Origin of the sequence: Pseudomonas alcaligenes (assembly GCF_014490745.1) — a bacterium.
Lineage (GTDB): Bacteria > Pseudomonadota > Gammaproteobacteria > Pseudomonadales > Pseudomonadaceae > Aquipseudomonas > Aquipseudomonas alcaligenes_C.
Genome location: NZ_LZEU01000001.1, coordinates 609,712 through 623,830 on the forward strand (window position 1 = coordinate 609,712; position 14,119 = coordinate 623,830).

13 protein-coding genes are annotated in these 14,119 nt (G+C 66.2%); 11 read left to right on the top strand and 2 right to left on the bottom strand.

Features of this window, described 5'->3' with window-relative positions:
* Positions 1-92 precede the first annotated feature (92 nt).
* Positions 93-944 carry a flagellar motor stator protein MotA gene (gene motA, locus A9179_RS02725; RefSeq protein ID WP_187804330.1) on the top strand — a complete coding sequence of 284 codons (852 nt, stop codon included), beginning with the start codon at positions 93-95 and terminating at the stop codon, positions 942-944.
* Positions 945-949: 5 nt separating this feature from the next.
* Positions 950-1,990: a flagellar motor protein MotB gene (motB, locus tag A9179_RS02730; RefSeq protein WP_187804331.1), complete on the top strand. Its 1,041-nt coding sequence runs from the start codon at positions 950-952 to the stop codon at positions 1,988-1,990.
* A gap of 137 nt (positions 1,991-2,127) precedes the next feature.
* Here the strand turns inward: motB and rsgA are convergent, their stop codons facing one another.
* Complete coding sequence (gene rsgA, locus A9179_RS02735) at positions 2,128-3,159, bottom strand: small ribosomal subunit biogenesis GTPase RsgA (RefSeq protein ID WP_187804332.1); 1,032 nt, start codon at positions 3,157-3,159, stop codon at positions 2,128-2,130.
* 104 nt (positions 3,160-3,263) lie between these two features.
* On the opposite strand from rsgA, the gene A9179_RS02740 reads away from it, so the two are divergent.
* Both A9179_RS02740 and orn read left to right on the top strand, forming a co-directional pair.
* On the top strand, positions 3,264-4,034 hold the full coding sequence (locus A9179_RS02740) for a class I SAM-dependent methyltransferase (RefSeq protein WP_187804333.1): 771 nt from the start codon (positions 3,264-3,266) through the stop codon (positions 4,032-4,034).
* Between the two features lie 36 nt (positions 4,035-4,070).
* Positions 4,071-4,616 carry an oligoribonuclease gene (gene orn / locus A9179_RS02745; protein ID WP_187804334.1) on the top strand — a complete coding sequence of 182 codons (546 nt, stop codon included), beginning with the start codon at positions 4,071-4,073 and terminating at the stop codon, positions 4,614-4,616.
* A 156-nt stretch (positions 4,617-4,772) separates the two neighbouring features.
* Here the strand turns inward: orn and queG are convergent, their stop codons facing one another.
* A complete protein-coding gene (gene queG / locus A9179_RS02750) occupies positions 4,773-5,846 on the bottom strand; it encodes a tRNA epoxyqueuosine(34) reductase QueG (RefSeq protein WP_187804335.1) in 1,074 nt (357 codons plus the stop codon).
* A 63-nt stretch (positions 5,847-5,909) separates the two neighbouring features.
* On the opposite strand from queG, the gene A9179_RS02755 reads away from it, so the two are divergent.
* The 7 genes from A9179_RS02755 (at position 5,910) to hflX (ending at position 14,034) form a co-directional block, all read left to right on the top strand.
* Complete coding sequence (locus tag A9179_RS02755) at positions 5,910-7,409, top strand: NAD(P)H-hydrate dehydratase (RefSeq protein WP_187804336.1); 1,500 nt, start codon at positions 5,910-5,912, stop codon at positions 7,407-7,409.
* Positions 7,397-7,876 (top strand): tRNA (adenosine(37)-N6)-threonylcarbamoyltransferase complex ATPase subunit type 1 TsaE, encoded by a 480-nt coding sequence (tsaE, locus tag A9179_RS02760; RefSeq protein WP_187804337.1) that lies wholly within the window; start codon positions 7,397-7,399, stop codon positions 7,874-7,876. The genes A9179_RS02755 and tsaE overlap by 13 nt, the downstream gene beginning before the upstream one ends.
* 135 nt (positions 7,877-8,011) lie before the next feature.
* Positions 8,012-9,487, top strand: a complete 1,476-nt coding sequence (locus A9179_RS02765; RefSeq protein WP_187804338.1) for an N-acetylmuramoyl-L-alanine amidase — start codon at positions 8,012-8,014, stop codon at positions 9,485-9,487.
* Positions 9,484-11,361 carry a DNA mismatch repair endonuclease MutL gene (gene mutL / locus A9179_RS02770; protein ID WP_187804339.1) on the top strand — a complete coding sequence of 626 codons (1,878 nt, stop codon included), beginning with the start codon at positions 9,484-9,486 and terminating at the stop codon, positions 11,359-11,361. The genes A9179_RS02765 and mutL overlap by 4 nt, the downstream gene beginning before the upstream one ends.
* Before the next feature lie 33 nt (positions 11,362-11,394).
* Positions 11,395-12,363, top strand: coding sequence for a tRNA (adenosine(37)-N6)-dimethylallyltransferase MiaA (miaA, locus tag A9179_RS02775; RefSeq protein WP_187804340.1), 969 nt, complete (start codon positions 11,395-11,397; stop codon positions 12,361-12,363).
* Between the two features lie 102 nt (positions 12,364-12,465).
* On the top strand, positions 12,466-12,720 hold the full coding sequence (hfq, locus tag A9179_RS02780; RefSeq protein WP_187804341.1) for an RNA chaperone Hfq: 255 nt from the start codon (positions 12,466-12,468) through the stop codon (positions 12,718-12,720).
* Between the two features lie 12 nt (positions 12,721-12,732).
* Entirely contained in the window at positions 12,733-14,034 is a 1,302-nt protein-coding gene (gene hflX, locus A9179_RS02785) for a ribosome rescue GTPase HflX (RefSeq protein ID WP_187804342.1), read from the top strand.
* Positions 14,035-14,119 lie beyond the last annotated feature (85 nt).

Sequence of the window (14,119 nt, forward strand, 5' to 3'; positions counted from 1 at the left end):
CTTTACTGCCTATAGTCTGGCGCAATACTTCCGATAAATAGAAGGGTTGTTTTGCGCAACCCTTACGACTCACCTTTCAAGCTCATTCTTCCATGGCAAAAATCATCGGCATCATCGTCGTATTCGCCAGCGTGCTCGGCGGTTACGTGTTGTCCCACGGTAAGATCGCCGCGCTGATCCAGCCCTTCGAGGTAATGATCATCGGCGGGGCCGCACTGGGCGCCTTCCTCCAGGCCAACCCGGGCAGTGCCTTCATGCACGTCATGAAGAAGTCGCTGGGCATGTTCAGCTCGCGCTTCACCCACACCTTCTACCTGGAAATCCTCAAGCTGCTCTACGAGATCCTCAACAAGAGCCGCCGCGAAGGCATGATGGCCATCGAGGCGGATGTCGAGGATCCCAACGCCAGCCCGATCTTCAGCAAGTACCCGGGCATCCTCAAGGATGCCGGGATGACTGCCTACATCTGCGACTACCTGCGCATCATGTCCTCCGGCAACATGGCGCCGCACGAGCTGGAAGGCCTGTTCGACATGGAGATCGCCAGCCTCAAGGAAGAACTGGATCATCCGGCCCACGCGGTGGCGCGGATCGCCGATGGCCTGCCGGGCTTCGGTATCGTGGCCGCGGTACTCGGCATCGTGGTGACCATGGCGCTGCTCGGCGAAGTGGCGCAGGCCGAACTGGGCGTGCACGTGGGGGCGGCGCTGGTCGGTACCTTCCTCGGTATTCTTGCCGCCTACGGCTTCTTCGGCCCGCTGGCGGTGAGCCTGGAGCACGACGCCAAGGAAGAGCTGAACGTCTACGAGGCGATCAAGGCCACCCTGGTGTCCTCGGCTTCCGGCATGCCACCGACCCTGGCCGTGGAGTTCGGCCGCAAGGTGCTGTTTCCGGCCCATCGACCCAGCTTCAGCGAGCTGGAGCAGGCGATGCGCGGTAGCTGATAACCATGGAAAACAACCAGCCGATCATCGTCAAGCGGGTCAAGAAGACCGCTGCCGGGCACCATGGCGGGGCCTGGAAGATCGCCTTCGCCGACTTCGCCACGGCGATGATGGCGTTCTTCCTGGTGCTGTGGCTGATGTCCTCGGCCACGCCGGAGCAGAAGAAGGCGATTTCCGGCTATTTCCAGGATCCGATCGGCTACACCGAGAGTGCCAGCCCCTACGTCATTGACCTCGGCGGCACGCCGACGCCGGCGCCGGATCGCACCCTCAATCCGGAACTGAAAGACGCGCCGGATGCCATGGAGTCGGCGGTCGATGCCGAAGACACTCCCGAGCAGCTCGAGGCCAAGCAGGCTGAGCAGATGGCCGAGCAGGTCGAGAAGGAACGCCTGGAGATGCTCCTGCAGGAGCTGCAGACCAAGGTCGACGAGAACCCGCAGCTGCAGAAGTTCAAGGATCAGATCCTCTTCGAGATCACCCAGGACGGCCTGCGCATCCAGATCATGGATGCCGAGAACCGGCCGATGTTCGACCTCGGCAGTGCGCGCCTGCAGCCGTACTTCGAGGACATCCTGCTGATCCTCGCCGAGACCATCAAGGAAGTGCCGAACAAGATCAGCGTCAGCGGTCACACCGATGCCAAACCGTTCGCTGGCCAGGCCGAGTTCGGCAACTGGGAACTGTCGGCCAACCGCGCCAACGCCGCGCGCCGCGCCCTGACCGCCGGCGGCTACCCGGACGAGCGGGTGGCGCGGGTGGTGGGTTATGCCTCGTCGGCGCTGTTCGACCGCAACGATCCGCTTAACCCGGTGAACCGCCGCATCGACATCATCGTCCTGACCAAGAAGGCCCAGCGTGCCATCGAGGGCGAGCAGGATGGCGATGGTGCGGGCAGCGCGGCACCGGCTCCGGCACCGCTCGATGCGCTGCCGGTACCGGCCCCGGCGCCTGACCCGAGTGCCCCGGTGCAGCCGCGCGAACTGCGCGAGAAGCTGAATATCTTCGAGGACGGTGCGCTCAAGTTCGACGAGCCCAAGGAATAACCCGCCCCGCAATGCACAAGGCCGCGATCATCGCGGCCTTGTGGTTTCTGCGTGGCTAAGAACCGGTTTGGGATCTTTTGAGCTAGAGCCAGTTGCAGCACCGCATGGCCGACGATCAAGAGAGCCAAGGCAGGTTCTTAGTATTCGCTGGTCGGCAGGCTGGCCAGGATATGCCGGTAGCTGGCCATCCGCTGCGGCTGGATGCGGCCGTCTTCCAGGGCTTTGAGCAGGGCACAGCCAGGCTCGCGGTCGTGCTTGCAGTCGCGGAAGCGGCAGGTGCCGAGCAGGTCGCGGAACTCGATGAAGCCGGCTTCCACATCGTCACGGCTGACATGGCCGAGGCCGAATTCGCGGATGCCGGGCGAGTCGATCAGCTCACCGCCGCCGGGGAAGTGGAACAGCCGCGCGGTGGTGGTGGTGTGGGTGCCCTTGCCGGTGACTTCCGACAGCGGGCCGACGCGGGTGTCGACGCCCGGCAGCAGGCTGTTGACCAGCGACGACTTGCCGACCCCGGACTGGCCGACGAATACGCTGACATGGCCATCCAGGCGTGCCTTCAACTGATCCATGCCATCGCCTTCGTGGGCCGACACTTCCAGCAGCGGGTAGCCCAGCTGGCGGTAGGTGGTGAGCAGGCCGTTGAGGTGCTCGGCGTTTTCCTCGTCGATCAGGTCGGCCTTGTTCAGCAGCAGCTGCGGCTGGATACCGGCGTGCTCGGCGGCGATCAGGTAGCGGTCGATCAGGTTGGCGTGGGCGTGCGGCAGCGGGGCGAAGACGATGACGATCAGGTCGACGTTGCCGGCCACCGGCTTGAGCTGGCCGCGCATGTCCGGGCGGCACAGCTCGGAAGTGCGCGGTAGCTGGGCGACGATAACTCCGTTGCCCTGGTTGCCGGGGCGCCAGACCACGCGGTCGCCGGTGACCAGGGTGGGCAGGTTGGCGCGCAGGTGGCAGCGCTGCACCTGGCCGGCCAGTTCGCCTTCCAGCGCCTCGACCTCGACCTGTACGCCGAAGTGGGCGATTACCAGGCCGGTCTGTTCCGGGCCGAGGTCGCCACCCTCCAGTTCTTCGAGCATGCGCGACTCGCGCTTGGCAGCGCGGGCAGCACGCTCTTCCTGAACCTTGTCGATGCGCCAGTTCTGGCGGCGGGTGAGTTGGCGTTTGGCCATGACCTTTCCGGGGGGAGAAAACGGCGGCGAGTTTAGCACGTGGCTGGCTGTGGCCGGGCGGGAACTGGTACAACGGGCGCCATTGTTCCCGACGACGAGCCGTCATGTTCGAACTGCTGCGCTCCCGCTACCCGGCCTTGTTGGCGCTGCTGGCCCAGATCTTGGCGCTGGCCGGCCTGGCCCTGCTGGTGCTGGCCCTGGTTCGCCAGGGCGACGTGCGCCTGTCGCCCTGGGCGGCGGTGCTGCTGCAGGCTGTGCTGGCGGCCGCGCTCGGCCACTGGCTGGGGCTGCGCCGCTGGTGGCTACCGCTCAACCTGGCCTTTGCCCCCGCTCTGCTGGCGTTGCAGTCGGGGCAGTGGCCAGCCTGGTGGTTTCTCGTCGCCTTTGTGCTGCTACTGCTGGTCAACTGGAACAGCTTCCGCGAGCGGGTGCCGCTGTACCTCAGCGGGGCGCGTACCCGTCAGCGCCTGAGCCAGCGACTGGCCGGGTTGCCGGCGGACTTTCGCTTCGTCGACCTCGGCTGCGGCCTGGGTGGCACCCTGCTGCAGCTGGCTCGTGACTACCCGCAGGCGCGTTTGGCCGGGGTGGAGACCGCCCCGCTGGTGTTCCTCTGCGCCTGGCTGCGTTGCCTGCCTTATCGCAACTGCCGGGTGCATTACCGCAGCCTGTGGCAGGAAGATCTGTCCGCCTATGACGCCGTGTACTGCTTTCTCTCGCCGGCGCCGATGCCCGAACTGTGGCAGAAGGCGCGCCGCGAGATGGGCGCGGGCAGCCTGCTGGTCAGCAACAGCTTCGAAATTCCCGGGGTGCCGCCCAGCGAGGTGATCGAGCTGGATGACTGGCGCGATTCGCGTTTGCTGCTCTGGCATCTCTGAGCGGCTAAACTGGCGCCTATCTAGAAGGAGCCGACCATGCCGCAGAACCCCAACAACCTGATCTGGATCGACCTGGAAATGACCGGGCTGGAGCCGGAGCGGGACGTCATCATCGAGATGGCCACCATAGTCACCGACAGCGACCTCAACATCCTCGCCGAGGGCCCGGTGATCGCCGTGCACCAGAGTGACGAGCTACTGGCGAGCATGGACGAGTGGAACACCCGCACCCACGGCGAAAGCGGCCTGACCCAGCGCGTGCGCGAAAGCAAGATCGGCCCGGCCGAGGCCGAGGCGCAGACCATCGCCTTCCTCGAACAATGGGTACCGAAGGGCAAGTCGCCGATCTGCGGCAACAGCATCGGCCAGGATCGGCGCTTCCTCTACAAGTACATGCAGAACCTGGAAGCCTACTTCCACTACCGCTACCTGGACGTGTCGACCCTGAAGATCCTCGCCGGCATGTGGGCGCCGCAGGTCAAGGATTCGTTCCAGAAGCAGGGCACCCACCAGGCGCTGGACGATATCCGCGAGTCGATTGCCGAGCTCAAGCACTATCGTCAGCACTTCCTCAAAGTCTGAGAACCTGCCCAAAGTCTGCTGCGCGTCGGGCCTGCTGCGTTAAAGCCAGGCTCGGAATGCTCATTTACAGTCGTAAACTGCGCTTCCTCCCCTGCCTTTGCCTTGCATGCCTCTAGCTCGCGAGACTTTGAACCGGTTCTGAAACGAAAGGCCCGCCTAGTGCGGGTCTTTTTCATGGTGGCGCGCCAGTGCCCACGCGACATGCTCGCGCACCAGCGCGGACGGATGTTCGCGGCGCGCCTTGAGTGCCTCCAGCACCGGAATGCTCGACGGCGCATTGCCCAGGCCCACGGCCAGGTTGCGCAGCCAGTTCTCGTAGCCCGTGCGGCGCAGCGGCGAGCCCTCGGTACGGCTGAGAAACTCCTCTTCGCTCCACAGGAACAGTTCGGCCAGGCTGCTGTTGTCCAGACCATGGCGCGGCTGGAAGTCGCCCTGGCTGGTGGGGCGGGCGAAGCGGTTCCACGGGCAGACGATCTGGCAGTCATCGCAGCCGAACACGCGGTTACCGATCAGGCTGCGCAGCTCGACGGGAATCGCGCCTTTCAGCTCGATGGTCAGGTAGGAAATGCAGCGCCGCGCATCCAGCACATAGGGGCCGACGAAGGCCTTGGTCGGGCAGATGTCCAGGCAGGCGCTGCAGCGCCCGCAATGCTCGCTGGCGTGTGGCGCATCCACCGGTAGCGGCAGGTCGACGAACAGCTCGCCGAGGAAGAACCAGCTGCCGGCCTTGCGGTTGAGCACCAGGGTGTTCTTGCCGATCCAGCCCAGTCCGGCCTTCTCGGCAATGGCCTTTTCCAACACCGGCGCACTGTCGACGAAGGCGCGGTAGCCGAACGGGCCGATGGCCGCCTGGATGCGCTCGGCCAGTTGCTGCAGGCGCTTGCGGATCAGCTTGTGGTAGTCGCGGCCCAGTGCGTAGCGCGACACGTAGGCGTGTTCGGGCTGGGCCAGGCGCTCGCTCATCTGGGTGTCGCCGGGCAGGTAGTCCATGCGCAGCGAGACCACGCGCAGGGTGCCCGGCACCAGTTCATCCGGGTGCGAGCGCTTGCTGCCGTGGGCGGCCATGTAGTCCATTTCGCCCTGGTAGCCGGCGTCCAGCCAGCGCTGCAGGTGCTGCTCGTGCTCGCCCAGTTGCACGTCGCTGATGCCGACCTGCTGAAAGCCCAGCTCGCGGCCCCAGTCCTTGATGGACTGCGCCAGGAGGGCGAGATCGGGGAGGGTGGTGGACATGCTGGGCGGCAACCGGAGGGAGATGGGTATAATTCTGCCAGACCTCGCCTGAATCACCGAACCATGTCGCTTGCCGAAGAGAGTTTACCCCTGCCGTTGTATACCGCCGCCCAGGTGCGCGAGCTGGATGCGCGCCTGATCGCCGCCGGCACCCCCGGTTTCGAGCTGATGCAGCGCGCCGCCCATGCTGCCTGGCGCGCCCTGCGCCGGCGCTGGCCGCAGGCTGGCGAAGTCACCGTGCTGGCCGGTGCCGGCAACAACGCCGGCGACGGCTACCTGGTCGCCGAACTGGCGCGCATGGCCGGTTGGGCCGTGCGGGTGCTGGCGGTAGGCGCGGTGGGCAAGCTGGCCGGCGATGCGGCGACGGCCCATCAGGCCGCGCTGGCGGCTGGTGTGGCGGTCGAGGCCTGGAGTGGCGGCGCAGAATTGCGTGGCGTGCTGGTCGACGGCCTGCTCGGCACCGGTTTCCAAGGCGAGCTGCGCGCGCCCTATGCCGAGGCCATCGCGCGCATCAACGGCAGCGGCCTGCCGGTGCTGGCGCTGGATCTGCCTTCCGGGCTGCATGCCGACAATGGCCTGGTTGCCGAGCAGGCGGTGCGTGCCGACCTGACCGTCAGCTTTATCGGCCTCAAGCTTGGCCTGTTCACCGGCGATGCGCCGGACTGGGTCGGTGAGCTGGTGTTCGATGACCTGCAGGCCGATCCGCAGCTGCTGGCGGCGCAGGCCTGTGCCGCGCTGCGCCTGGCGGGCGGCGCGTTGCCGCAGCTGGCGCCGCGCTCGCGCACGGCGCACAAGGGCCTGTTCGGTCATGTGCTGGTGGTCGGTGGCGATCGCGGCTTCGGCGGCGCGGCCCTGCTGGCGGCGGAAAGCGCCCTGCGCGCTGGCGCTGGCCTGGTCTCGCTGGCCACTCGCGGAGAGCATGTGGCGGCCAGCCTGGCGCGGCGTCCGGAAGTGATGTGCGTGGCCACCGATTCCACCTATCAATTGCCGCCACTGTGCGCCCAGGCCGATGTGCTGGTGGTCGGCCCTGGCCTCGGCCAGCAGGCCTGGGGGCGCAGCCTGCTCAGTGCGGTGGCGGCCAGTGCCCGCCCGCAGGTGTGGGATGCCGATGCACTGAATCTGCTGGCGGCCGGCGCGCTGCAATTGCCGGCGGACTGTGTGCTGACTCCGCATCCCGGCGAGGCGGCGCGCCTGCTGGGCATATCCACGGCCGAAGTGCAGGGCGATCGCCCGGCGGCAGCCCTGGCCCTGGCGCAGAAGTACCAGGCGGTGGTGGTGCTCAAGGGCGCCGGCAGCCTGATCGCCGCGCCGGATGGGCGCCTGCTGCTGTGTGATCGTGGTCATCCGGCCATAGCTGGTGCCGGCCTGGGCGATGTGCTGGCCGGTCTGATCGGTGCCCTGCGCGGTCAGGGGCTCGATGCCTTCGCTGCCGCCGCGCTGGCGGTCTGGCTGCACGCCAGCGCCGGTCAGCAGCTCGCAGTAAACGGGCGCGGGCTGGCTGCCAGTGATCTGATTCCGACCATTCGTCAGTTGCTTGAGGAGCATGCGCCATGTCTGCAGTGACCTTATATGCCGAAGGCGAGGAGGCCATGCTGGCCCTCGGTGCACGCCTGGCCGCGGCCACCGGCGGGCACGGGCTGATCTTCCTGCATGGCGATCTGGGGGCCGGCAAGACCACCCTGTCACGCGGCATCGTCCGCGGCCTGGGCCACACCGGTGCGGTGAAGAGCCCGACCTTCACCCTGGTCGAACCTTACGAGCTGGGCGACAAGCGCGCCTACCACTTCGACCTGTATCGCCTGGCCGATCCCGAGGAGCTGGAGTTTCTCGGCATCCGCGACTACTTCGAAGACGACGCCCTGTGCCTGATCGAGTGGCCGCAGCGCGGTGCCGGCGTTTTGCCAAAGGCTGACCTGACCATTACCATAAGCCCACAAGGCGCCGGCCGTGCGCTGCTGTTGCAGCCACACAGTGCTCGTGCCGAGGCTTGGTGTGTTGCCCTAGAACCTGTTCAAGGTCTCGCGAGCTAGAGACAGGCAAGGCAAAGTTGGGCGAAGAAGCGCAGTTTACGACCTGTAAATGAGCATTCTGAGCCCGACTTCAACGCAGCATGGCCGACGCGCAGCAGACGTTGAACCGGTTCTAATAAGAGTTTGTAGATAACAATGGGGAAAGGTATGCGCCTGCGTGCGCTGTTTGGCGGTATCGGGATTGTGCTGGCCGCCCTGGCCGCCGATGTGCTGGCCGCCACGGAAGTGCGCAGCGTGCGTTTGTGGCGCGCGCCGGACAACACCCGCCTGGTGTTCGACCTGTCCGGCCCGGTGCAGCACAGCGTGTTCACCCTGACCGCCCCCAACCGTATCGTCATCGACGTCAACGGCGCGCAGATGTCGGCGCCTCTGGACAAGCTGTCGCTGAGCAATACGCCGATCACCGGCATTCGCTCGGCGCAGCGCACCCCGACCGACCTGCGCCTGGTCATCGACCTGTCCGCCGTGGTCACGCCGAAGAGCTTCACCCTGGCGCCCAACCAGCAGTACGGCAACCGCCTGGTGGTCGACCTGTTCGACCAGGGCGCGGCCGACGCCGACGATACCCCGCCGAGCACGCCGCCAGTGGCAACCCTGCCGAGCACCGCACCGAGCCAGCCGGCTGTGCCGCCGACGGCGACCCCGACGCAGACGCCGAGTCAGGCGCCGAACAAGCTGCCGCCGGTGCCGGGCGGCAAGCGCGACATCGTGGTGGCCATCGATGCCGGCCACGGCGGCGAAGACCCGGGCGCCCTGGGGCCGAATCGCAGCGTGCTGGAAAAGAACGTGACCCTGGCCATCGCCAAGGAGCTGCAGCGCCAGATCAACAACGAGAAGGGCTTCCGCGCCGAACTGGTGCGTACCGGCGACTACTTCATCCCGTTGCGCAAGCGCACCGAGATCGCCCGCAAGAAGGGCGCCGACCTGTTCGTCTCCATCCATGCCGACGCCGCTCCCAGCCGCAGTGCCTTCGGCGCCTCGGTATTCGCCCTTTCCGAGCGCGGCGCCACCTCGGAAACCGCGCGCTGGCTGGCCGATAGTGAGAACCAGTCCGACCTGATCGGCGGTGCCGGCAACGTCAGCCTGGACGACAAGGATCGCATGCTTGCCGGGGTGCTTCTCGACCTGTCGATGACCGCCTCGCTGTCCTCCAGCCTGAATGTCGGGCAGAAGGTGCTCAGCCATGTTGGTAGCGTCACGCCGCTGCACAAGCGCCGGGTCGAACAGGCCGGCTTCATGGTGCTGAAGTCGCCGGATATTCCGTCGATCCTGGTGGAAACCGGGTTCATCTCCAACCCCAACGAAGCCAACAAGCTGTCCAGCAGCGGCCACCAGCAGACCCTGGCGCGCTCGATCACTGCCGGCGTGCGCCAGTTCTTCCAGCAGAATCCGCCGCCGGGCACCTATATCGCCTGGCTGCGCGACTCCGGGCAGATCGCCCCGGGCCCGCGTGATCATGTGGTCAGCTCGGGCGAGAGCCTGGCGCTGATCGCCCAGCGCTACCAGGTCAGCCTGGCTTCGCTGCGCAGCGCCAACTCGCTGAAGAGCGACACCATCAAGGTCGGCCAGACCCTGAGCATTCCGACCACGGCGCTGGCGGCCCAGCCATGAGCGGCGGGGCGCGCATCCAGCTGCTGAGTCCGCGGCTGGCCAACCAGATTGCTGCCGGCGAAGTGGTCGAGCGGCCAGCCTCGGTGATCAAGGAGCTGCTGGAAAACAGCCTGGATGCCGGCGCCAAGCGCATCGACGTGGAAGTCGAGCAGGGTGGCATCAAGCTGCTGCGGGTGCGCGACGACGGCGGCGGCATTCCGGCCGATGACCTGCCGCTGGCCCTGGCCCGGCATGCCACCAGCAAGATCCGCGAACTGGAAGATCTGGAAGCGGTATCCAGCCTAGGTTTCCGCGGCGAGGCGCTGGCTTCCATCAGCTCGGTGGCGCGCCTGACCATGACCTCGCGTACCGCCGACGCCGAGCAGGCCTGGCAGGTGGAAACCGAAGGCCGCGACATGCAGGCGCGAGTGCAGCCGGCGGCGCATCCGGTCGGCACCTCGGTGGAGGTGCGCGACCTGTTCTTCAATACCCCGGCGCGGCGCAAGTTCCTGCGCGCCGAGAAGACCGAATTCGATCACCTGCAGGATGTGATCAAGAAACTGGCTCTGGCCCGTTTCGACGTGGCCTTCCACCTGCGTCACAACGCCAAGACCGTATTCGCCCTGCACGAGGCGCCGGACGAAATCGGCCGCGCCCGTCGTGTGGCCAGCGTCTGTGGTTCGGCCTTCCTCGAGCAGGCGCTGCCCATCGAGGTGGAGCGCAACGGCCTGCGCCTGTGGGGCTGGGTTGGCCTGCCGACCTTCTCGCGCAGCCAGGCCGACCTGCAGTATTTCTACGTCAACGGGCGCATGGTGCGCGACAAGCTGGTCGCCCATGCGGTGCGCCAGGCATACCGCGACGTGCTGTTCAACGGCCGGCATCCGACCTTTGTGCTGTTCCTCGAGATCGATCCGAGCGTGGTCGACGTCAACGTGCACCCGACCAAGCACGAAGTGCGCTTCCGCGAGAGCCGCATGGTGCATGACTTCCTCTACGGCACCCTGCACCGGGCACTGGGCGAGGTGCGGCCGGAAGACCAGCTGGCTGCCCCGGCAGCGGTCAGCCAGATGGTGCGCCCCACGGGCCAGGCGGCCGGCGAGTTCGGCCCGCAGGGCGAGATGGGCCTGGCTGCCAGCGTGCTGGAACAGCCGGCGGCGCCATCGTCGGTGTGGCGCTCGCCCGGTGCCGGTTATCAGGCACCGCGGCCCGAGTCCTTCGTGCCTGCCGCCGAGGCCCAGGGGGCCTATCGCGAGTATTTCGCGCCGCTGCCCGAGGCTGTGCCGGCCGGCCTGCCGCAGACCCAGGGCGATATCCCGCCGCTGGGCTACGCCCTGGCTCAGCTCAAGGGCGTGTACATCCTCGCCGAGAATGCCCAGGGCATGGTGCTGGTGGATATGCACGCTGCTCATGAGCGGATCACCTACGAGCGGCTGAAGACCGCCATGGCCTGCGAGGGGCTGCGCGGCCAGCCGCTGCTGGTGCCGGAGTCGATTGCCCTGAGCCAGCGCGAGGCCGACTGCGCCGAGGAGCATGGCGACTGGTTCCAGCGCCTGGGCTTCGAGTTGCAGCGCCTGGGCGAGGAGAGCCTGGCGATCCGCCAGATCCCGGCCCTGCTCAAGCAGGCCGAAGCCACCCAGCTGGTGCGCGATGTGCTCGCCGATCTGCTGGAATACGGCACCAGTGACCGCATCCAGGCCCATCTCAACGAGCTGCTGGCGACCATGGCCTGCCACGGCGCAGTGCGCGCCAACCGGCGCCTGACCATCCCCGAGATGAACGGCCTGCTGCGCGACATGGAGCAGACCGAGCGCAGTGGCCAGTGCAACCATGGTCGGCCGACCTGGACGCAGCTGGGTATGGATGATCTCGACAAGCTGTTCCTGCGCGGTCGCTGAGTCGACACCTATTGCGCCTGGAGCGCCTCTTCGATGTCTCAACTGCCTCCCGCCATCTTCCTGATGGGCCCGACCGCAGCCGGCAAGACCGACCTGGCCCTGGCGCTGGCCGATGCCTTGCCTTGCGAGCTGATCAGCGTGGATTCGGCGCTGATCTACCGCGGTATGGATATCGGCACGGCCAAGCCGGATCGCGCCACCCTTGAGCGTTATCCGCACCGCCTGATCGATATCCGCGACCCGGCCGAGAGCTACTCGGCGGCCGAGTTCCGCGCTGACGCCCTGGCGGCCATGGCGGAGATCACAGCGCGCGGGCGCATTCCGCTGCTGGTCGGCGGCACCATGTTGTATTTCAAGGCGTTGCTGGAAGGCCTGGCCGATATGCCCAGTGCTGACCCCGTGGTGCGCGCCGAGCTGGAGGCGCGGGCGGCCGTCGAGGGTTGGGAGGCGCTGCACCGCGAGCTGGCGGCGGTCGATCCTGAGTCGGCGGCGCGAATTCACCCCAACGACCCGCAGCGCCTGACCCGGGCGCTGGAGGTCTACCGTGTCAGCGGCCTCAGCATGACCGCCCATCGGCAGCGCCAGGCTGCGCAAAATAGCGGTTTAGACGCGCCGGAAATGGCGCATTTGCCTTATACTGTGGCGCAATTCGCCATAGCTCCGACGCAGCGCCAGGTGCTGCATGCGCGTATCGCGCAACGTTTTCACCTGATGCTGGAACAGGGCTTCGTCGAAGAGGTCGAAGCGTTGCGCCTGCGGGGCGACCTGCATGCGGGATTGCCGTCGATCCGCGCGGTGGGCTATCGCCAGGTATGGGATTACCTGGACGGGCGCCTCGGCCGCGAGGACATGGCGGAACGGGGGATCATCGCCACACGCCAGTTGGCCAAGCGCCAGTTCACCTGGTTGCGCAGCTGGGCAGCCCTGGAGTGGCTGGACAGCCAGGCCGACGACAATCTGTTGCGTACCTTGAAATACCTCAAGACGGTCTCCATATTGTGATGAGACCCGTCAATTCGCCGTCTATCCTTGGTTTTCAAGGCTGATACGGCATAAAAGCCATTTTTGCGTTACTACTTTTAGACCTCTACAGGAGTGCGGCACATGTCAAAAGGGCATTCGCTACAAGACCCTTACCTGAATACCCTGCGTAAGGAACGCGTACCGGTTTCCATCTATCTGGTTAACGGCATCAAGCTGCAAGGCCAGATCGAATCCTTCGACCAGTTCGTTATTTTGCTGAAGAACACTGTCAGCCAGATGGTCTACAAACACGCCATTTCCACCGTGGTGCCGAGCCGCCCGGTGCGTCTGCCGAGCGCCGGTGAAGGCGAGCAAGCCGAGCCGGGCAACATTTGACGGGAGTCTGTCTTGTTCTTTGAGCGCCACGGTGGTGGTGAGCAAGCGATCCTTGTTCATCTGGAAGGTGCAAATCCCGAGGCGCGCGAAGACCCGCAGGAGTTCCGCGAACTGGCTCTTTCAGCCGGCGCGGATGTGGTGGCCTTCGTCAATGTGCCGCGCCATATGCCGACCGCCAAGTTCCTGGTCGGCAGCGGCAAGGTCGAAGAGCTGCGTGATCTGGTCAAGGCCGAAGGGGCCGAGCTGGTCATCTTCAACCACACCCTTACACCCAGCCAGGAGCGCAACCTCGAGCGCGCCTTCGAGTGCCGGGTGCTCGACCGTACCGGTCTGATTCTCGATATCTTCGCTCAACGTGCGCGTACCCATGAAGGCAAGCTGCAGGTCGAACTGGCCCAGCTCAACCACATGAGCACGCGTCTGGTGCGCGGCTGGACTCACCTGGAGAGGCAGAAGGGCGGTATCGGTCTGCGCGGTCCGGGTGAAACCCAGCTGGAAACCGACCGCCGCCTGCTGCGGGTACGCATTCGCCAGATCAAGCAACGCCTGGACAAGGTGCGCAGCCAGCGCGAGCAGGCCCGGCGCGGGCGCAAGCGGGCGGACATTCCTTCGGTTTCCCTGGTCGGCTATACCAACGCCGGCAAGTCGACCCTGTTCAATGCGCTGACCACCTCCGAGGTGTATGCCGCCGACCAGCTGTTCGCCACCCTCGACCCGACCTTGCGCCGCCTCGAGCTGGACGACCTGGGGCCGGTGGTGCTGGCCGACACGGTGGGTTTCATTCGCCACCTGCCGCACAAGCTGGTGGAGGCTTTCCGCGCCACCCTGGAAGAGTCGAGCAACGCCGACCTGCTGTTGCACGTGATCGATGCTCACGAGCCGGAGCGTGATCAGCAGATCGAGCAGGTCATGGCGGTGCTCGGCGAGATCGGTGCCAACGAGCTGCCGATGCTCGAGGTGTACAACAAGATCGACCTGCTCGAGGGCGTCGAGCCGCAGATCCAGCGCGATGGCGACGGCAAGCCGCAGCGCGTCTGGCTGTCGGCGCGCGACGGCCAGGGCCTGGAACTGCTGCGTCAGGCGGTGGCCGAGCTGCTCGGTGAGGATCTGTTCGTCGGTACCCTGCGCCTGCCGCAGCGCCTGGGCCGGCTGCGTGCCGGTTTCTTCGCGCTGAATGCGGTGCAGAGCGAGGCGCATGACGAGGAGGGCGCGATCCTGCTGGCCATCCGTCTGCCGCGGGTCGAGCTTAACCGGCTGGTCAGTCGCGAAGGTTTGCAGCCGCAGGAATTCCTCGAGCAACACACTTTGCAATAAAGCCCGCGCCATCGCTTTTGCGGCGGACGGCAGGCATTCTGTAGCATGGGCCGGCGCGCCGCGGGTGCGTCTTTGCTTTATCAGA